Here is a 20993-nt window from a genome sequence, read left to right on the forward strand (position 1 = left end):
GGCGCGAGTTTACGCCCAGATTTCAAACAAGCGACTTGAATCAGAAATTCAATGAACGCTTATCGACTGCCAATGCTGCTTCTTTCGTTGCTTCAGACAGAGATGGATGTGCATGGCAAATACGGGCGATGTCTTCTGCCGATGCCTTGAATTCCATCGCCACTACAGCTTCGGAAATCAATTCAGATGCCATAGGACCAACGATGTGCACGCCGAGGATTTCATCTGTCGTGGCATCTGCCAGGAACTTGACCATACCTGAAGTATCACCCAGCGCACGGGCACGGCCATTCGCCATGAATGGGAAAGTACCGGCTTTGTAAGCCACGCCATCAGCCTTCAATTGCTGCTCAGTACGGCCTACCCATGCGATTTCCGGAGATGTGTAGATGACCCATGGGATGGTATTGAAGTTCACATGACCATGCTGACCGGCGATACGCTCAGCCACGGCAACACCCTCTTCTTCTGCCTTGTGTGCCAGCATAGGGCCACGTACCACGTCACCGACGGCCCAGACATTGGCCAGGTTCGTTTTGCAATCACCATCCACCGCGATGAAACCACGTTCATCCAGTTGCAGGCCAACAGCTTCTGCATTCAAACCATTGGTGTTAGGTGTACGGCCAATAGAGATGATCAGTTTGTCGAACACTGCCTTGTGCTCAGCGCCCTTGTCGTCAGTGTAGTTGACAGTCACATCGCTGCCACCGTTGACGATTTCACCTATCTTGACGCCCAGATTGATGGACAGGCCTTGTTTGACGAACAGTTTGTGTGCTTCTTTAGCGATTTGTTCATCCACAGCGCCGAGGAAAGTCGGCAATGCTTCCAGCACTGTCACTTCAGCGCCCAGACGACGCCAGACGCTACCCATTTCCAGACCAATCACACCAGCGCCGATCACGCCGAGTTTTTTCGGCACTTCTGCGATCTTCAATGCGCCATCGTTCGACAGGATAGTCGTTTCGTCAAATGCAGCACCAGGCAATGCACGTGCATTCGAGCCAGTCGCCACGATGATGTGTTTGCCAGTGATGGTTTCTTCTGTCTTGCCAGCAACCTTGATTTCGTAACCGGCGGCATCGCCTTTAACAAAAGAACCATGGCCGTGAAAGAAAGTCACTTTATTCTTTTTAAACAGGAACAGGATACCGTCATTGTTTTGCTTGACGATAGTGTTCTTGCGACCCAGCATCTTGGCCACATCCAGACCCAGGCCTTGTACATTGATACCGTGGTCAGCGAAAGCATGACCAGCATGCTCATAATGCTCGGAAGACTGCAACAGAGCCTTGGATGGAATGCAACCTACGTTAGTGCATGTACCACCTGGAGCCGGGCCACCTTTTTCATTGGTCCATGCATCGATACAGGCAGTAGAAAATCCCAGTTGGGCAGCGCGGATTGCGGCGATGTAGCCACCAGGGCCACCACCGATAACGACGACGTCAAATTGTTTGCTCATGAAAATATCCTGATTTTGTGTATATGAATTTAGCGCCGAATTCAGTCGTGACGTCCACTCTTCGCCTTGTAGTTTTCAGCTCTCTTCGGGGATGAAGATCCAGGCCAGCAAATAAGCCACTGCGCCAGCGCCAAAGTAAAGACTGAAGAAGACAAACATCAAACGCCATATCCAGGAATCCAGGCCAGTAAACTGTCCAAGACCACCACAGATACCACCCAGCCACTGGTCACTTTTTGACCGGCGGAACTGGTTCAAATGATTAAAGCCCTGGCTCTGTTGATTGCCGGATGCGGAAGTGTCACCAGTTGCCAGCAATCTGGCTTTGGCTTGTGCAAATTCTGCATCAGACAGGGCTCCTGCCTGATGCAGTTCATGCAGACGTTTGATTTCGTCAGCGATATTCACGGAATGATTCTCGCTTTGTGGGTTGAACCTGAATTACAGATCAAGCAACAGGCGGGCTGGATCTTCCAGCGCGTCTTTCATTGCCACCAGACCCAGAACTGCTTCACGACCGTCAATGATGCGATGGTCATAAGACATTGCCAGGTAATTCATAGGACGGATCACGATCTGGCCATTTTCAACCACGGCACGGTCCTTGGTCGCATGCACGCCCAGAATTGCGGATTGTGGTGGGTTGATAATAGGTGTAGACAACATGGATCCGAAAGTACCACCATTCGAGATGGAGAAAGTACCGCCAGACAGATCGTCCAGTGTCAGTTTGCCGTCTTTTGCCTTGGCACCGAATTCACCGATTTTCTTCTCGATCTCAGCAATCGTCATTTGGTCCGCATTGCGCAGGATAGGTACTACCAGACCGCGTGGGGAACCAACAGCGATACCGATGTCGAAGTAACCGTGGTAAACGATGTCGTTACCGTCAACAGAAGCGTTGATGATAGGGTATTTTTTCAATGCAGCAACGGCAGCCTTGACGAAGAAAGACATGAAACCCAGTTTCACGCCGTGTTCTTTTTCAAACTTGTCTTTGTACTTGTTACGCAAGTCCATGACAGGTGCCATGTTGACTTCGTTGAAAGTTGTCAAAATAGCGTTGGTCGATTGCGATTGCACCAGACGTTCAGCGATACGGGCACGCAAACGGCTCATCGGTACGCGCTCTTCAGGACGGTCACCCAGGCTGGCGATAGCTGGTGCAGCAACTTGTTGTAGTGCTGGCTTGCCAGCTGCAGGAGCAGCCAGAGGTGCAACTGCTGGTGCCGCAGCAGGTTTGGCGGCTACGGCTGCCAGTGCATCACCTTTGGTAACACGGCCATCTTTGCCGGAGCCGTCAACTTGAGCTGCAGTCAGATTGTTTTCTGACAGGATTTTTGCTGCTGCAGGCATTGCCACGCCAGCAGAAGATTTTGCGTCAGAAGAAGCTGCCGCAACTGCGGCAGGCGCAGCAGCAACTGGTGCCGCTGCTGGAGTTGCTGCAGTACCGGCACTTGCGGCTGTATCCAGGATAGCGATAACTTCGCCAGCAACAACCGTGCTGCCATCACCCTTGATGATTTGTGTGATCACGCCAGCATCTGGGGCTGGCAGCTCCAGTACGACTTTGTCAGTTTCCACGTCGATCAGGTTTTCGTCACGGCCAACTGCTTCGCCAACTTTTTTATGCCAGGACAACAGGGTTGCTTCTGCGACGGACTCAGATAACTGAGGAACTTTTACTTCGATAATTGCCATTTTTTACTCTCCGATTCGGGTAGCCAAATGCGGTACCAGCTTCTGGCACCGCATCGCGTCATTATTTGGTCAGGACAAAGCCTTTGAGTTTGGAAAATGCCGTTTCCAGCAATGCTTTTTGTTGTGCATAGTGCTTGTCATAGTAACCGACAGCAGGCGATGCACTGGCTGGACGACCTGCATAAGCAAGTTTTTGACCTTCTTCCAGGCTTTCAAAAATATTGTGCTGGATCTGGAACCATGGTCCCTGATTTTGCGGCTCGTCTTGTGCCCAGACCAATTCCGCCATGTTCGGGAATTTTTTCAGTTCTGCGGCAAAACTCTTATGCGGGAAAGGATACAGTTGTTCAACACGGATAATCGCTGTATCTGTCTGACCACGCTCTTTACGTGCATTGACCAGGTCGAAATACACTTTGCCAGAGCAAGCGATAACACGTTTGACTTTCTTCGCATCGATCTTTTCATCCACTTCACCGATAACGGTGTGGAAGCTACCCTTCGCCAGGTCAGACAAAGGTGAACCTGCATCCTTGTTACGCAACAGGGACTTAGGTGTCATGATAACCAGAGGTTTGCGGAACATGCGTATCATCTGACGACGCAACAGATGGAAAATCTGCGCTGCAGTCGTAGGCTGTACCACTTGCATATTATTGTCAGCACACAGTTGCAGGAAGCGCTCAGGGCGTGCAGATGAGTGCTCTGGACCCTGGCCTTCATAACCGTGTGGCAGCATCATGACCAGACCGGATGCACGGCCCCATTTCACTTCACCAGAACTGATGAACTGATCGATAACAACCTGGGCACCATTGGCGAAATCGCCGAATTGTGCTTCCCAGATAGTCAGTGTATTTGGCTCTGCTGTGGAGTAACCGTATTCAAAACCCAATACCGCTTCTTCAGACAAAACGGAGTCAATGACTGTGAATGGTGCCTGCTTGTCAGAAATGTTTTGCAGAGGGATATACGTACCCGCATCCCAGCGTTCACGGTTTTGATCATGCAATACAGCGTGGCGGTGAACGAAAGTGCCACGACCTGCATCCTGGCCTGTCAGACGGATGGCATAACCGGAAGAAACCAGGGATGCGTAAGCCAGATGCTCGCCCATACCCCAGTCCAGGTTCATGTCACCACGGCCCATGGCTGCACGGTCACCCAATACTTTTTCTACCAGGCTATGCGGCTTGAAACCTTCAGGTACGACAGTAATACGTTCAGCCAGACGTTTCAATTCCGTGGATGGCACAGCTGTGTCAGCAGCATCTGTCCATTTACGGTTGAGGAAAGGAATCCAGTCAACAGCGTACTTGTTTTTAAAGTTGGAGATGACAGGGTCATGCGTATGCTTGCCTGCATCCATGGCATCACGGTAAGCCTTGACCATCTGATCGCCGCCATCCGCAGGGATAGTACCTTGCGCAGACAATTTGTCTGCATACATACGGCGCGTGCCTGGATGCTGACCAATCTTCTTGTACATCAAAGGCTGAGTCAGTGCAGGTGTATCTTGCTCGTTGTGACCCAATTTGCGGTAGCAGATGATATCAACGACAACGTCTTTCTTGAATTCCATACGGTAATCCAGAGCGATCTGGGTCGCCAGGACTACTGCTTCAGGATCATCCGCATTGACGTGCAATACCGGTGCTTCAATCATCTTGACGACGTCGGAGCAATACAGGGTAGAACGTGAATCGCGTGGATCAGAAGTCGTGAAACCGATCTGGTTATTGATGACGATATGCACGGTGCCACCTGTACCATAGCCGCGTGTTTGCGCCAGGTTCAGGGTTTCCATGACTACGCCCTGCCCTGCAAACGCGGCGTCGCCGTGTACCAGGATAGGCAAGACTTGTGAGCCATCTTTGTCACCGCGACGATCCATACGCGCTTTGACAGAACCCTCAACCACTGGATTAACGATTTCCAGATGGGAAGGATTAAACGCCAGGGATAAGTGAACCGGGCCACCTGGAGTCGAGATATCAGAGGAGAAGCCTTGATGGTATTTAACGTCGCCAGCTGGCAAGTCATCACCGTGTTTGCCCTCAAATTCAGCGAACAGGTCCTGAGGCATTTTGCCCAGGGTGTTGACCAGTACGTTCAGACGGCCACGGTGAGCCATACCGATAACGATTTCTTCGACACCGCGCTCACCGGCGCGCTGGATAGTTTCATCCATGGAGGCGATAAAGCTTTCGCCGCCTTCCAGGGAGAAGCGCTTCTGACCAACATATTTGGTATGCAGATAGCGCTCCAAGCCCTCAGCCGCAGTCAGGCGGTCGAGGATATGTTTTTTCTTTTCAGGAGAGAAAGATGGCGTGGAGCGTATCGCCTCCAGCTTTTGTTGCAACCAGCGCTTTTCTGTCGGGTCGCTGATGTACATGAACTCAGCGCCGATGGAACGGCAATAAGTGTCACGCAGGGCATTCAAAAGGTCGCGCAATGATGCTGTTTCTGGCCCGAAATAGGTATTGCTGATATTGAACTGTATGTCCATATCGGCATCGGTAAAACCGTAGAAACTTGGTTCCAGCTCTGGAATACTTGGGCGCTCCTGGCGTTGCAGCGGGTCCAGATTGGCCCAGTGGCTGCCGAGGAAGCGATAAGCTGCGATCAGTTGCTGGGCAGCGACGCGTTTGCGTCCCATTTCAGCATCAGCAGTCGCATTGACTGTGCGTATCGGACCTTGCTTGGCACGTTCTGCAAACGATGCAATAACAGGTGCGTGGGCGACGTCTGGTTTGGCTGAGCCATCAACGGCAGGCACGTTTTGCATGGCGTCGAAATATGCGCGCCAGTTGTCAGGAACAGAACCGGGATTATTCAGGTACGCTTCATACAGTTCTTCTACATACGGCGCATTGCCGCCGAACAAGTACGAGTTAGCGTTATATTGTTGCATCATCTTGCTCACCTTTCTTCGCGTTTCGCGAGATTAGCGGGTTAATCTAACCTTCCGCGACACGGCCTGACCGGTTAGCGGATTGCACATCAAGTTGTGGGGAAGGGCTTAATTCAAACTATCCTCATGATTAAATCAAAAATCATGTCATTTAAATATGTTTTTTGATTGAATCGCGAAAATTATTCCTAAAAATCACTTTCGTGGCGAAGCATAGCATAATTACTGAAGAAAAAAAAGCGAGTCGTAAAGACTCGCTTTTTACAACAACATAAAATAACTAAAGATTAACGCTAAATCAAGGTTTTGAATTAATGCTTCAAATTGACGCTTCGAATTAACGCTTATCTATAGCTGGTACATCACGTTTGGCTGCGCCAACAAACAACTGACGTGGGCGACCGATTTTTTGCTCAGGATCAGAAATCATTTCTTTCCACTGAGCGATCCAGCCTACTGTACGCGCCAGAGCAAAGATACCGGTGAACAATGCAGTTGGGATACCCAGTGCACGTTGTACGATACCAGAGTAGAAATCGACGTTAGGATACAGTTTGCGGCTGACGAAGTATTCGTCTTCCAGCGCGATTTTTTCCAGTGCCATGGCCAGCTTGAACAGTGGATCATCTTGCAGACCCAGTTCTTGCAGCACTTCATAGCAAGTTTCACGCATCAGTTTGGCGCGTGGGTCATAGTTTTTGTAGACACGGTGACCAAAGCCCATCAGCTTGACGCCAGAGTTCTTGTCTTTGACTTGAGCGATGAACTCAGGGATATTATCGACGCTGCCGATTTCTTCCAGCATGCTCAATGCAGCTTCATTTGCACCGCCGTGGGCAGGACCCCACAGGCAAGCGATACCAGCAGCGATACAGGCAAATGGATTGGCACCAGAAGAACCTGCCAGACGCACTGTCGATGTAGAAGCATTTTGCTCGTGATCTGCGTGCAGGATCAGGATACGATCCAGGGCGCGCACCAGCACTTCATTGGTTTTGTATGGCTCACATGGTGTAGAGAACATCATGTGCATGAAGTTCGCGCTGTAAGACAAGTCATTGCGTGGATACACGAAAGGCTGGCCGATAGAATATTTATAGGCCATCGCAACCAGTGTAGGCATCTTGGCGATCAGGCGGATAGCTGACACTTCGCGGTGATGCGGGTCATTGATATCTAGCGAATCATGGTAGAAGGATGCCAGTGCACCTACTGTACCAACCAATACCGACATAGGATGCGCATCACGGCGGAAGCCGCGGAAGAAGAATTGCATCTGCTCGTGCACCATGGTGTGATTGGTGACGGTCGCTACAAATTCTTTCTTCTGGTCTGCATTAGGCAATTCGCCATTCAGCAACAGGTAGCAGGTTTCCAGGAAGTCACCACCATTGACTGCCAGTTGCTCGATAGGATAGCCGCGGTACAACAGCTCGCCTTTGTCGCCATCAATATAAGTAATGGAAGAATTACAGGCGGCCGTGGACATGAAACCTGGATCATAGGTGAACATGCCGGTAGAACCATACAATTTACGGATGTCGATGACATCGGGACCAATAGAGCCCTTGTAAATCGGCATTTCCAGGGCTGGTGAGCCATCGGAGAATGATAGGGTGGCTTTTGTTTCAGAATTTGTCATGGCTCTTCCTTCAGATAAGAGGTGAGTCGTTAATCAAAAAAACACAAGAAATCAAATTGACTTACGCCGTTTGCAGGCGCAGCAATAATGCATGTACATGAGGCAGATCGACTTCGGCTTCCGGTTTTGTCTTGGCCATGATCAGATCCATTAATGTATTGTCCGGCAATTCCATCAGGCGGCTGAAGGCATCCACTTCCTCATCTGTCAGGGATTCTTCATTGGCATCAAGAAAACGTGTCAAGATCAGATCGTTTTCCAGCAAACCGCGCCTTGCCCGCCACCGCAGCCTTGCCCGCTTTACCGGGTCGCTTTGATGGGATATAGCTTGTGACTCAGACATAATTAATTCTCTTCCATACTGACTATTTCATGCGGCTCTCAGCTCGCCTGGAAAACCGCATGAAATAGCAGCGATACTCCCTGAGGAGCATCGCTGACGAACAACAACTTAGACCGCGCGACGAACCATGAGTTCTTTAATCTTACCGATAGCACGGGTAGGATTCAGACCTTTAGGACAGACATCCACACAATTCATAATCGTGTGGCAACGGAACAAGCGATAAGGATCTTCCAGATTATCAAGACGTTCGCCAGTTGCCTGATCACGTGAATCGGCAATAAAGCGATAAGCCTGCAGCAAACCTGCCGGACCGACGAATTTATCAGGATTCCACCAGAAAGATGGGCATGAAGTCGAGCAGCATGCGCACAGAATGCACTCATACAGACCATCAAGCTCTTCACGTTCGGCAGGAGACTGCAGGCGTTCTTTTTCCGGAGGAATGGAATCATTCATCAGGTAAGGCTTGATGGAATTGTATTGCTTGAAGAATTGCGTCATATCCACGATCAAGTCGCGAATGACAGGCAAGCCTGGCAAAGGGCGCAAGACGATAGGCTCGCTCAATTCATTCAGATTGGTGGTGCAAGCCAGACCATTTTTACCATTGATGTTCATTGCATCAGAACCACACACACCTTCACGGCATGAGCGGCGCAGCGCCAGGGAGTCATCAACATCAGACTTGATGCGTTGCAAGGCATCCAGCAACATCTTGTCAGTGTCTTGCAACTCAACGGTCAAGTCCTGCATGTAAGGCTTGGCATCCTTGTCCGGATCGTAGCGATAGATTTTAAATTTCAGTGTACGTGCCATATCGGTATCTCTTTAGAATGTACGGGCTTTAGGCTTGAAGGTTTCTACAGTCAGTGGTTTGGTCACGACTGGCTTGTAGTCGAGGCGATTGCCTTCGGAATACCACAAGGTATGCTTCATCCAGTTCACGTCGTCGCGCTGTTCGTAATCACGGTGCGCATGTGCGCCACGGGATTCTTTACGGGCAGCAGCGGATGTGATAGTTGCCTTGGCTGTTTCGATCAGATTATCCAGTTCCAGTGCTTCTACACGGGCAGTATTGAAGACCTTGGATTTATCCTTGAAAGAAACATGCTTGCGACGCTCATCAAGCTCCATAATTTTCTTGTAGCCGGTTTGCAGCAATTCATCAGTACGGAACACGCCGCAGTACTGCTGCATGGTGCCGCGAATCGCATTGGCAACATCTTGCACGCGCTCGGAACCCGTACTGGTTTCCAGCTTGGACAAACGTGACAGCGCCAGATCAGCTGCATCAGCAGGCAAATCTTTATTGCTGCGCGCCTTGAGGTTACTTGCAACCACATGATTACCCGCTGCACGGCCAAACACCAGCAAATCAAGCAGGGAGTTCGTACCCAGACGGTTTGCACCATGCACAGATACACAGGCACATTCACCAATTGCATACAAACCATTGACGATTTCGCTGCCACCGTTTTTCGGAGCAACTACCTGACCATAGATATTGGTCGGGATACCACCCATCTGATAGTGGATCGTAGGAACGACAGGAATCGGTTCCTTGGTTGCATCCACATTGGCAAACTTGTGCGCAATTTCCAGAATCGATGGCAAACGTTTTTGAATGGTGTCAGCACCGATATGACGCAGGTCCAGCATGACGTGATCTTTATTCGGACCACAGCCACGGCCTTCCTTAATTTCCTGATCCATGGAACGGGAAACAAAGTCGCGTGGGGCCAGATCTTTCAGTGTAGGCGCATAACGCTCCATGAAGCGCTCGCCCTGGCTATTCACCAGAATACCGCCCTCACCTCGCACACCCTCAGTAATCAGGACACCAGCACCGGCAACACCGGTCGGGTGGAATTGCCAGAACTCCATATCTTCGAGTGGCAAACCAGCGCGAGCAGCCATACCCATACCGTCACCGGTATTGATAAATGCATTAGTAGAAGCAGCCCAGATACGACCGGCGCCGCCAGTGGCAAATATCGTGGTTTTGGCTTCCAGCATCATGACTTCGCCAGTTTCCATCTCCAGCGCGACAACGCCCAACACATCACCTTCCGCATCACGGATCAGGTCGATTGCCATCCACTCAACAAAGAAATGGGTACGGGCGCGGACGTTACGCTGATACAAAGTATGCAGCAAGGCATGACCTGTACGGTCAGCTGCAGCGCAGGCACGCTGCACTGGTTTTTCACCAAAATTGGCAGTGTGACCACCAAAAGGACGCTGATAAATCGTGCCATCCGCATTACGGTCAAAAGGCATACCGAAATGTTCGAGCTCATACACGACCTTTGGTGCTTCACGACACATGAATTCGATCGCATCCTGGTCACCCAGGTAATCAGAACCCTTGACCGTGTCAAACATATGCCAGTACCAGTTGTCTTCGGACATATTACCCAGGGAAGCACCAATACCGCCCTGCGCAGCCACCGTATGAGAACGGGTAGGAAATACTTTAGACAGTACGGCAACATTCAGGCCAGCTTCTGCCAATTGCAGCGAAGCGCGCATGCCGGAGCCACCGGCACCAACGATGACCGCATCAAAACGGCGGCTTGGGATTGTGGATTTAATTGCAGCCACTTTTATACTCTCCACAAAATCTGTGCAGCATAGCCAGCACAAGCAATCAGCCACAGAATAGTGGCAACTTGAAATACCAGACGAACAAATACGTTGTGCGTCACATAATCCATCCAGATATCACGCATACCAACCCAGGCGTGATAAAGCAGGCAGATAACAACAGAGAAAGTCGCCAGCTTGAACCATTGCATGGCAAATATGCCAGCCCAGGCAGCCTGATTGAAGTTTTTGCCCGTCAAAAACAAACCCAGCAAAATGACGGTGTACAGTGCCATGACGATGGCAGTAACACGCTGCGCCAGCCAGTCACGCAAACCGTAACTTGCTCCCACGACCAGGCGCTTTGGTCCAATATTATTATTTGCCATTTTTAAAATACTCCGAACAGTTTCAAGGCTACCAATGCTGCCAGCACAAGACTGATCGCCAACACACTCACCGCTGACTGACGTGCACTGTCCTTGTCGAGACCGTAGTGCAAATCCATCAGCAAGTGGCGGATACCAGCGCAGAAATGGTGCAGATAAGCCCACGACAAAGCCAGGATGATCAGCTTAACGAAAACACCAGATGTCAATGCCTGCAATTCGGCAAATGTTGCTTCTGATGTCAAACTCTTATCGAGCAGATACAAGATGAATGGCAACAACAGGAACATCAGCATTCCACTTGCCCGGTGCAAGATGGAAACAAAGCCTGCCAGCGGCAACCGGTAACCGGTTGCATCTATCAAGCGCATTACACCAAAGCGTGGCTTGGTTCTTACAACTTCAGACATAAATAATCTCCCCATTAACTAGTCTGTACATAAACCTTGCAATTTTCGCTCATTTTGGTGCATTGCACCAACAAAAATCATCACGATTAACAAAATATCGCTATCTTAAACCTAAAGCTGTGTACACGCAGAGCCAGCGAAATTGCAGATCACGAGACTTTTCACATCCAAAAACCACAGCAAATCAAATACCTGATTGATTTAGCTCAATTCATTTCTGTAGTGATGATTCATCGTCAGATATAAGCCACGGCGCAACTCAACCGGCTTGTCACCATAAGTAAAAGAAACACGCTCCACATTGAGCAAAGGCGTGCCAGCATCAACGTTCAGCAAACCGGCTATCGCTGCATCTGCACAAACCGCCCGGATTTGCTCGGAAGCCCGTATCATGTGCGTGCCAAATTCAGTTTCAAATAAACCGTACATAGGCCCCTTGTATTCATTCAGACGCTCAGCCGTCAGGCCTTTGAAGATGGAACCGGGCAACCACAGGTCATCAAGAATAGTGGGGACACCAGAAAAAGATTGAACACGTCGAATAAAAACGACGGAATCACCAGATTTGATATCGAGCAAACGCGCCACTTCTGCCGGTGCACGCATACGCTTTACTTCAATGATGCGATTCTCCGGATAATGTGGCACCCCCTCATCAGGCGCCAAACGCAAGAAGCGAAACTGGGAACGCGCCTCATGGTGAGTGGCGACAAAAGTACCTTTACCCTGCCGACGCACCACCAGGTTTTCAGCCGACAACTCATCAATCGCCTTGCGCACCGTACCCTGACTGACCTTGAAGCGACTGGCCAACTCCATCTCACTGGGGATCAACTCGCCCGGCTTCCATTCGCCGGATTGCAGGCTCTGGGTAATCAGTGCTTTGATCTGTTGATATAATGGACTGAAGGTGGGAGAAGCACTCAAAGACGATGCACCGACGCCAGCACCTGGAGTAGCCGGGGTAGCAGTCGGATTATTTGCGGTTGGTATGATAGCGTTCATAGACTGCAATTTCACCACAAAACTACCCAGCACGTCCAGAACAAAAACTAAGTGATATGTCTTATATAAGACATAAGATATTGATTGACACTTAGCCCCGCACGACCTACACTCCCGTACAAACGATAGTTGAAGTGTGCATCAGGCCGCCCTCAACTATTAATCTGTCACAAAGCAGTCACACCAAGCAATATAGTTCGAACGCTTTCAATGTAAAGGACGAAAACATGTTTGCAGCGGATTTTGGCTGACTGACAGCGCTTTCAACGGTATCATTAAGTGTTTTACATAGCGTCGGCTTATCAGTCGCTGCAATTGTTTGAACATCGTTTTCACACCACTTCGGAGATGCATCATGGCGAAATCCCCTATGCGCGTAGCTGTCACCGGCGCCGCAGGCCAAATTGGCTATTCCCTTCTGTTCCGTATCGCCAATGGCGACATGCTGGGCAAAGACCAGCCAGTGATTCTGCAATTATTGGAAATTCCTGACGAAAAAGCCCAGAAAGCGCTGAAAGGCGTAATGATGGAAATCGACGACTGCGCATTCCCACTGTTGGCTGGCATGACAGCTCACAGCGATCCAATGACAGCGTTCAAAGATATCGACGTCGCCCTGCTGGTTGGTGCGCGTCCTCGCGGCCCAGGTATGGAACGCAAAGATCTGCTGGAAGCCAACGCGCAGATTTTCACTGTACAAGGCAAGGCACTTGATGCAGTAGCATCCCGCAATGTTAAAGTTCTGGTCGTTGGCAACCCAGCCAATACCAATGCTTACATCGCGATGAAATCAGCACCTTCCCTGCCAGCGAAAAACTTCACAGCAATGCTGCGCCTGGATCACAACCGCGCCTTGTCTCAAGTGGCAGCCAAAGTTGGCAAGCCAGTTGCTGCAGTTGAAAAACTGTGCGTATGGGGCAATCACTCCCCAACCATGTACGCTGACTATCGCTTCGCGACAGTTGACGGTGCATCTGTCAAAGACCTGATCAATGATCAAGTCTGGAACAAGGATGTATTCCTGCCTACAGTTGGCAAACGCGGCGCAGCAATTATCGAAGCACGCGGCCTGTCTTCTGCAGCTTCTGCAGCGAACGCAGCAATCGACCACGTACGTGACTGGTTGCTGGGCACAAATGGTAAATGGACAACAATGGGTATCCCTTCCGATGGCTCTTATGGCATCCCAGAAGGCACCATGTTCGGCTTCCCTGTGACAACAGAAAATGGTGAATACACCATCGTTCAAGGTCTGGAAATCGACGAGTTTTCCCGTGAACGCATCAACATCACACTCAAAGAATTGCAAGAAGAGCGTGATGGCGTCAAACACCTGGTAGGTTAATCAGGTAAGGGGGCAGGTTCCGGCACTCGCTGGAATCTGCCTTGATTCACGACGATATATTAAGTAATGCACCCATCTACAGTACTTTTTCAGGATCAAACTCTACCGGTTATATTACCGGTCTGCGACCATTACGCAGGATCTGAAAAATTGATGCGCAAATCGATTGCGCTACAACAGGAACTGGGTGGAGTTTTTGACATCACTCTCGATTGCGAAGACGGCGCGGCCGCTGGCAACGAGATCAACCATGCCAATCTGGTCACCAGTTTGGTGAACGGTACAGATAATCATTATCAGCGCCTGGGCGTGCGGGTGCATGATGTACATCACCCCGCATTTGAGCAAGACCTGGAAATCATCCTCCCTGCATGTGCAGACAAACTCGCTTATCTGGTTCTACCAAAAATCAACAATGTTGCCGAATTGCAGACTGCTCTTCAGCGCATTAATCATGTTGGTAAAAGAACTGATGGCCAACCGGTCCCTGTCCACGTCTTGATAGAAAGCCATGGCGCGCTGGCAGAAGTGCAGCAGATTGCCGCCCTGCCCCAGGTAGAATGCCTGTCTTTTGGCTTGATGGATTTTGTGTCCGCCCATTTTGGTGCCATACCTGCATCGGCGATGCGCTCACCTGGGCAGTTCAGCCACCCCCTGGTCTTGCGGGCCAAGCTTGAGATTGCTGCAGCCTGTCATCGCTACGGCAAGGTAGCCTCACACAATGTTACCACCGAGATCAAAGACGCCAGCGTCGTGGCGAATGACGCACATCGCGCAGCCAGTGAGTGCGGCTACACACGTATGTGGAGCATACATCCAGACCAGATACGTCCCATCATTGAGGCATTTACGCCTGATGAAAACGACATCCATGATGCCATAGGCATCCTGGGTCAGGCAAAAAAACAGGACTGGGGCCCCATACAATGGCAAGGACAGTTACATGACAGAGCCAGTTACCGTTATTATTGGACAATTTTAAAACGTGCCCAGTCCGGGTCATTTGTTTTACCAGCAGCAACACAAGAGTTAATCTAGGAGACACCATGAAATTACTTTCTTTTATCAGCCTGGCATTTGCCGCATGTACCATCCTTGTGGCCAATGCCCATGCAGTGGAAGCGCCACGCAGCAAAACCAAATCCACAGCAAAGGCAGCAAAACCTGCAGCCACCCAGGCAACAAAAGAAGATGACGAGCCAGAACCTGACGTGGCATCGCACAAAAATTTCGACTACAAGTGCGAACTCGGCAACTCCCTGACCATGTACACCAATCCAGAAGATGCTGACCACGTGGCCATGCGCTGGAAAAAACGCTTGTACCGCCTGACTAAAGTCGATACCACTACAGGTGCCGTGCGCTTTGAAAACCGCAAGTCTGGATTTGTCTGGATAGGCATTCCTGCCAAAGGTTTATTACTGGATTCCCACAAGGGCCAGCAATTGGCCAATGAATGCAAGACAGAAGCAGCATCACTGGCAGAAGTGAATAGCAGCGCCACCGGTGCAGCGCCAGTCAAGTAAGTTCTAGTGCCATAACACGCAATATTTGCTCAGTATGACCGGATGGAGTTGAGTGGGCATTGAGTGGATATTGCAGTAATTTAATGTAATTATTTTTTGATCGTTGATTTTTGTAAATAAGAGGAAGAGCCATGAGCCAAAATGCGTACAAAGATGCATTCAAAACCCTGAAAGATTTTAAAATTTCAGACACCAAGAAAGGCAAGTTCTTTTCCCTGCCTGCACTGGAAAAAAATCTCGGCGTAAAAATCTCACGCCTGCCAGTCTCCATCCGTATCGTGCTGGAATCGGTACTGCGTAACTGCGACGGCAAAAAAGTCACCGAAGAGCACGTCAAGCAGTTGGCGAACTGGGGTGCAACTGCAGCCCGCACGGACGAAATCCCTTTCGTCGTATCCCGCGTTGTCCTGCAAGATTTTACCGGCGTCCCTTTGCTGGCTGACCTGGCTGCGATGCGCAACGTCGCTGCCAAGCAAGGCAAAAATCCAAAAAATATCGAGCCATTGGTTCCGGTTGATCTGGTCGTAGATCACTCCGTGCAGATCGATCATTTCCGCGAAAAGAAAGCGCTGGACCTGAACATGAAACTGGAATTCCAACGCAATAACGAGCGTTACCAGTTCATGAAATGGGGCATGCAGGCATTTGATACTTTTGGCGTGGTTCCTCCAGGCTTTGGTATCGTCCATCAGGTCAATCTGGAATACCTCGCACGCGGCGTACACAAAATCAAAGATGCCAAGAAAAATGAAGTCTTCTATCCAGACACACTGGTAGGTACAGACTCCCACACCACCATGATCAATGGTATCGGTGTCGTCGGCTGGGGCGTGGGCGGTATTGAAGCCGAAGCCGGCATGCTGGGTCAACCGGTCTATTTCCTGACACCTGACGTGGTCGGCGTGAACCTGACTGGCGCATTGCGCGAAGGTTGCACGGCAACGGATCTGGTACTGACAATTACCGAATTGCTGCGCAAAGCCAAGGTTGTTGGCAAGTTTGTTGAATTCTTTGGCGAAGGCACACGCTCCCTGTCACTGACAGACCGCGCCACCATCGCCAACATGGCACCAGAATACGGCGCCACCATGGGCTTCTTCCCGGTTGATGAAGCGACTATCGACTACTTCAAAGGCACAGGCCGCACCAAGGCAGAAATAGACGCATTCGAAGGCTATTTCAAAGCCCAGAAAATGTTCGGCATCCCTGCTGCTGGCGACATCGACTATACGACAGAAATCAGCCTCGATCTGTCCACCGTTGCACCATCTCTGGCTGGCCCTAAACGCCCACAAGACCGTATTGAAATCGGAAACGTCAAATCGACTTTTGCAGACCTGTTCTCGAAACCAACCTCCGAGAACGGCTTCAACAAAAAAGCAGAAGATCTGGATGCGGTCTACACCAATACTGATGGCGTGAAAGTCAAAAACGGCGATGTATTGATCGCTGCAATTACATCCTGCACCAACACATCCAATCCTAGCGTCTTGCTGGCAGCAGGCTTGCTGGCCAAGAAAGCCGTTGAAGCTGGCTTGAAAGTTGCCCCGCATATCAAAACTTCGCTGGCTCCTGGCTCGCGCGTTGTGACCAAATACCTGGAAGCAGCAGGTTTGTTGCCTTACCTGGAAAAACTCGGCTTCGGCGTCACAGCCTACGGTTGCACAACCTGTATCGGCAATGCCGGTGACCTGACACCTGCAATGAATGAAGCAATTGTTGCCAACGACGTCGTCGCATCTGCAGTTCTGTCCGGCAACCGTAACTTTGAAGCACGTATTCACCCGAATATCCGCTCCAACTTCCTGGCCTCCCCTCCATTGGTGGTTGCCTACGCCATTGCTGGCAATATGACACGCGACCTGATGACAGAGCCAGTTGGCCGCGTTAAAGGCAAGGACATTTTCCTGGGTGACATCTGGCCTACCAGTGCAGAAATCAACAAGCTGATGAAATATGCGATGAATTCCAAGACTTTCAAGGAAAACTACGCTGACGTCAAAGGTGCACCAGGCAAGCTGTGGGAAAACATCCAGGGTGTTGCAGAAGGTGAAGTCTATAACTGGCCTACTTCCACCTATATCGCTGAGCCACCATTCTTTGCTGACTTCACGATGGAACCAAAAGCCGCCGCGACAGGTATCACTGGTGCGCGTGCACTGGGCGTATTCGGCGACTCCATCACGACTGACCATATCTCCCCAGCTGGCTCCATCAAGGAATCCAGCCCTGCAGGTAAATGGCTGAAAGAAAACGGCGTCTTGAAAGCCGATTTCAACTCCTACGGCTCACGTCGTGGCAACCATGAAATCATGATGCGCGGCACGTTTGCCAACGTCCGTATCAAAAATCTCATGATCCCGGCAAAAGAAGACGGTTCCCGCGTTGAAGGCGGCGAAACCCTGTTCCAGCCAACCGGCGAACCTATGGCCATTTACGATGCTGCAATGAAGTATGTTGCTGAAGGCACGCCAACCATGATTTTCGGTGGCGAAGAATACGGTACGGGTTCTTCCCGTGACTGGGCAGCAAAAGGGACGCAATTGCTGGGTGTCAAAGCTGTCATCGCCCGTTCTTTTGAACGTATCCACCGCTCCAACCTGGTTGGCATGGGTGTATTGCCACTGCAATTTATCGGCACTGACAGTGTTGATACTTTGGGCATCACTGGCAATGAATCCTTTGATCTCAAAGGTATAGAAGATGAAATCAAGCCACAGCAAGAAGTGACTCTGGTCATCAACCGTGCCAACGGTGAGAAGAAGGAAGTCAAGGTCTTGCTGCGCATCGATACACCTATCGAAGTTGACTACTACAAACATGGCGGCATCTTGCCATTCGTCTTGCGTCAATTGCTGGCAGCCTAAGCTTAGGGCAAACCCATCCCTGCTTGCAGGGATGAATTGAAAAAGAGTGAATTTCCATGGAAATTCACTCTTTTTTATTTGGTTTTTCTTTCATTGCATGAACATGCAAGAATGATGTAAGCAAGCTCCTCTAAGCTTAGTCCATCTTATAAGCTCAACTCTGGAGACAATTATGTGGAAAATTCTCGTCGGCTTTATTATTTTTGCAGCCGCTGCCCTGTTCCTGATTTTTAAAGCGGGTGACAAAGTCGATATGCAAGGTGAAGCAGCCGGCCATAATCCGACCGAGGTTCATTCGGCTTCCGCCAGTGCCACCGCTCCTGCTCCGGCAAGCCTGCCAGCTGCCGCATCTGAAGCGAGCGCAAGTGCCGCGCCAGCATCTGAAGCAGCAAGCAGTGCCAGTAAATAAGTCTTTATTTATTAAAACGAAGGCTGCCTGAATAACAAGTTGGCAGCCTTTGTCTTTACACCAGCGCCACCAAAGCCTGTTCTATATCGGCAATCAGGTCTTGCGTATCTTCCAGACCTATATTGAAACGCACCAAAGTCCCTGACTCTGTCCAGTTGCTACGCATATACTGCATGCGATAAGGCACGCATAAACTATGCGCCCCACCCCAGCTATAACCCAGCTTGAACAGTTTCAGGCTATCGACGAAGCGGTCGGTTTGCTCTTCAGTATACTTCGCATCCAATAGCACCGAAAACAAACCGCCTGCCCCGGTAAAATCACGCTGCCAGATTTCATGCCCGGGGCAATCCGGCAAGGCTGGATGCAAAACCTTGCTGATCTCTGGTCGCAGGGCTAACCACGCAGCAATTTTGCGTGCACTTTGATCGTGTGCGTTAAAACGCAGTTGCAGCGTCGGCAAATTGCGCAGTACCAAATAGACGTCGTCCATGCCAACACCAAAGCCCAGACGCATGTGCGCCAGTTGCAACCGGGTATTCAGTGCCTTGTCACGGGTAATGACGGCTCCCATCAAGACATCCGAACCACCACTCTGGTATTTGGTCAGCGCCTGCATGATGATATCGACGCCATGCGCAAAAGCAGAGAACGCAAGCCCTGCCGACCAGGTATTGTCCATCGCCACCAATACCCCGCGCGCATGGGCAGCAATGCATATCGCAGGCACATCCGGTACTTCCATTGACACTGAACCCGGTGCTTCCACCCAGATCAGGCGAGTATTTTCTGCTATCAATGCTGCGATACCAGCACCAATCAAGGGGTCATAATACTGCACACTGATACCGAAACTGCGCGATAACCAATCTGCCAGGTCGCGGTTGGGGCCGTAGGCATTGTCCGGTATCAGAACGTGATCACCACTCTGCAGGAAAGCCATATCTACCAGCGTAATTGCCGCGAGGCCACTGGGTGCAAGCAGGCAGAAGTTGCCTTTCTCTATTTGTGCCAGCCTGGCTTCCAGGGTAAAACTGGTCGGCGTGCCATGCAGACCATAGGTATACGCCGACTTATCCTGCCAGCTACGCTCGCGCATGGCGGCGACATTTTCAAACAAGACGGTAGATGCATGATGTATGCCGACAGGGAAGGCAGCAAAACCTTCTGGTGCGACATATTCATTGTGGATGATGCTGGTATTAAATCCCGGCTCAGGTCGAATATTTTCTGACATGCCAATCCCTGTTTCGCTAATAGTTCAAATGTTTGCACATATTAGCGTACAAGCAGTACACACTCCATCATGAAAAAAGGCGCATCACGCGCCTTTTAGAAGTCTGTCTTGTTAACTATTTTTTTGACAGCTCGTTGATCATTTCACCTTCTGTCAGGCTGATGTTGCTGGCAGCCCCATCATCCAGCAGAATTTTTCTGGCGATCAGATCGTTACCAGGAGCCAGAATCGTAAAATGTGAAGCTCCTTTGATCGATAAGAATTTGATATAGGGATTGCGGGATTTACTGCGCAGCGATTCCAGAGATTGGATATTTCCATCCACCCCCTCAATAACAAATAAAGGGCTTGCGACAGATGGCAGCCAGTAATATGGTGCGCGAGCCAGCAAGTCCGCACTACTCATCTTGTCGTAATTAACCGGCATCATTTTCCCGTATTGACGCAACTCAGCGACCGGGCCAAATGAAAACACTGCCCTGAAACGTTTGCTAGCCTCAGCCACCATCAATACCAAAGTACCGCCAGTGCTATGGCCGCCAAGATAAATACGCGATGGATCTACCCAGGGTTGCTGGGCCAGATAATCTGCCGCTGCCAGCACATCATCAATCTCACCAAAATGTGCTTCATGCTTACCTGGATTATCATTACCACCGCGCAAAGTCGGGAACATCATCACGATACCAGCTTTGCGGTAAGCCGCAGCAGACTGGTCATTAGTTCTGGGACTAGCCTGGGATAAAGTTGTTCCATCAATCGAATTGCAATCGCCGCCTGTAATCCAGATGATGGCCGGGTGTTTTTTCCCATCTTTGGGGTCGGGAGTCAACATGGCAGCAAGCTGCCCTACTGCTGACTGATATTGCACAGATTTGAATACATTATCTGGTGAATTACCTACGGGGCTACGATCATTCCCGTCATAAGCCACCTGAGTCTTGAACTGCTTGCGAAAGCTGGCAAAGGATGCCGGATTAGGGGCGTTATCAGCAAACACTGATGGAGAAATTGACGCTAGCAACAATACAAGTACGCAAAATTTTTTTACTAAAAACATGATCTTCCAGGCCCGGGGAAAAGAGCTGGATTGTACCATTTAAGATTTGCCTCAAATGCACGCTATTTTGGATTACGGTGCAACAGCA

The 20993-nt window shown here is 50.2% G+C and carries 18 protein-coding genes; 5 read left to right on the forward strand and 13 right to left on the reverse strand.

The features are described 5' to 3' along the window. Positions 1-40 precede the first annotated feature (40 nt). The 11 genes from lpdA to UNDYM_RS13945 form a co-directional block, all read right to left on the reverse strand. Positions 41-1468 carry a dihydrolipoyl dehydrogenase gene (gene lpdA, locus UNDYM_RS13895; RefSeq protein WP_162041568.1) on the reverse strand — a complete coding sequence of 476 codons (1428 nt, stop codon included), beginning with the start codon at positions 1466-1468 and terminating at the stop codon, positions 41-43. A 75-nt stretch (positions 1469-1543) separates the two neighbouring features. Further along, entirely contained in the window at positions 1544-1876 is a 333-nt protein-coding gene (locus UNDYM_RS13900) for a PspC domain-containing protein (protein WP_162041569.1), read from the reverse strand. A gap of 33 nt (positions 1877-1909) precedes the next feature. Beyond that, positions 1910-3169, reverse strand: a complete 1260-nt coding sequence (gene odhB, locus UNDYM_RS13905) for a 2-oxoglutarate dehydrogenase complex dihydrolipoyllysine-residue succinyltransferase (RefSeq protein WP_162041570.1) — start codon at positions 3167-3169, stop codon at positions 1910-1912. A gap of 61 nt (positions 3170-3230) precedes the next feature. After that, complete coding sequence (locus UNDYM_RS13910; protein WP_162041571.1) at positions 3231-6086, reverse strand: 2-oxoglutarate dehydrogenase E1 component; 2856 nt, start codon at positions 6084-6086, stop codon at positions 3231-3233. Between the two features lie 334 nt (positions 6087-6420). After that, positions 6421-7725 (reverse strand): citrate synthase, encoded by a 1305-nt coding sequence (gene gltA / locus UNDYM_RS13915; RefSeq protein WP_162041572.1) that lies wholly within the window; start codon positions 7723-7725, stop codon positions 6421-6423. Positions 7726-7786: 61 nt separating this feature from the next. Further along, positions 7787-8068 carry a succinate dehydrogenase assembly factor 2 gene (locus UNDYM_RS13920; RefSeq protein WP_162041573.1) on the reverse strand — a complete coding sequence of 94 codons (282 nt, stop codon included), beginning with the start codon at positions 8066-8068 and terminating at the stop codon, positions 7787-7789. Between the two features lie 108 nt (positions 8069-8176). Continuing rightward, on the reverse strand, positions 8177-8887 hold the full coding sequence (locus UNDYM_RS13925) for a succinate dehydrogenase iron-sulfur subunit (protein ID WP_162041574.1): 711 nt from the start codon (positions 8885-8887) through the stop codon (positions 8177-8179). A 12-nt stretch (positions 8888-8899) separates the two neighbouring features. Continuing rightward, the gene (sdhA, locus tag UNDYM_RS13930; protein ID WP_162041575.1) at positions 8900-10675 is read right to left on the reverse strand and encodes a succinate dehydrogenase flavoprotein subunit; all 1776 of its coding nucleotides are present in this window, start codon (positions 10673-10675) and stop codon (positions 8900-8902) included. Positions 10676-10677: 2 nt separating this feature from the next. Further along, positions 10678-11046 carry a succinate dehydrogenase, hydrophobic membrane anchor protein gene (gene sdhD / locus UNDYM_RS13935; RefSeq protein WP_162041576.1) on the reverse strand — a complete coding sequence of 123 codons (369 nt, stop codon included), beginning with the start codon at positions 11044-11046 and terminating at the stop codon, positions 10678-10680. A gap of 2 nt (positions 11047-11048) precedes the next feature. Next, complete coding sequence (sdhC, locus tag UNDYM_RS13940) at positions 11049-11456, reverse strand: succinate dehydrogenase, cytochrome b556 subunit (RefSeq protein WP_162041577.1); 408 nt, start codon at positions 11454-11456, stop codon at positions 11049-11051. A gap of 201 nt (positions 11457-11657) precedes the next feature. Continuing rightward, a complete protein-coding gene (locus tag UNDYM_RS13945; RefSeq protein ID WP_162041578.1) occupies positions 11658-12461 on the reverse strand; it encodes a GntR family transcriptional regulator in 804 nt (267 codons plus the stop codon). A gap of 355 nt (positions 12462-12816) precedes the next feature. Between UNDYM_RS13945 and UNDYM_RS13950 the strand changes: the two genes are divergently transcribed. From UNDYM_RS13950 to UNDYM_RS13970, 5 genes are all read left to right on the forward strand, one after another. Further along, positions 12817-13806 (forward strand): malate dehydrogenase, encoded by a 990-nt coding sequence (locus UNDYM_RS13950; RefSeq protein WP_162041579.1) that lies wholly within the window; start codon positions 12817-12819, stop codon positions 13804-13806. A gap of 66 nt (positions 13807-13872) precedes the next feature. Continuing rightward, complete coding sequence (locus tag UNDYM_RS13955; RefSeq protein ID WP_162041580.1) at positions 13873-14844, forward strand: CoA ester lyase; 972 nt, start codon at positions 13873-13875, stop codon at positions 14842-14844. 8 nt (positions 14845-14852) lie between these two features. Then, positions 14853-15332 carry a hypothetical protein gene (locus UNDYM_RS13960; protein ID WP_162041581.1) on the forward strand — a complete coding sequence of 160 codons (480 nt, stop codon included), beginning with the start codon at positions 14853-14855 and terminating at the stop codon, positions 15330-15332. A 131-nt stretch (positions 15333-15463) separates the two neighbouring features. Beyond that, the gene (gene acnA, locus UNDYM_RS13965; RefSeq protein ID WP_162041582.1) at positions 15464-18199 is read left to right on the forward strand and encodes an aconitate hydratase AcnA; all 2736 of its coding nucleotides are present in this window, start codon (positions 15464-15466) and stop codon (positions 18197-18199) included. 172 nt (positions 18200-18371) lie between these two features. Beyond that, positions 18372-18608 carry a hypothetical protein gene (locus tag UNDYM_RS13970; RefSeq protein ID WP_162041583.1) on the forward strand — a complete coding sequence of 79 codons (237 nt, stop codon included), beginning with the start codon at positions 18372-18374 and terminating at the stop codon, positions 18606-18608. A gap of 55 nt (positions 18609-18663) precedes the next feature. On the opposite strand, the gene UNDYM_RS13975 is transcribed toward UNDYM_RS13970, so the two are convergent. Then, positions 18664-19845 carry a cystathionine beta-lyase gene (locus UNDYM_RS13975; RefSeq protein WP_162041584.1) on the reverse strand — a complete coding sequence of 394 codons (1182 nt, stop codon included), beginning with the start codon at positions 19843-19845 and terminating at the stop codon, positions 18664-18666. A 115-nt stretch (positions 19846-19960) separates the two neighbouring features. Beyond that, positions 19961-20905: a S9 family peptidase gene (locus UNDYM_RS13980; protein ID WP_197741899.1), complete on the reverse strand. Its 945-nt coding sequence runs from the start codon at positions 20903-20905 to the stop codon at positions 19961-19963. Between the last annotated feature and the right edge of the window lie 88 nt (positions 20906-20993).

This window comes from Undibacterium sp. YM2 (genome assembly GCF_009937975.1).
Taxonomy (GTDB): domain Bacteria; phylum Pseudomonadota; class Gammaproteobacteria; order Burkholderiales; family Burkholderiaceae_D; genus Undibacterium.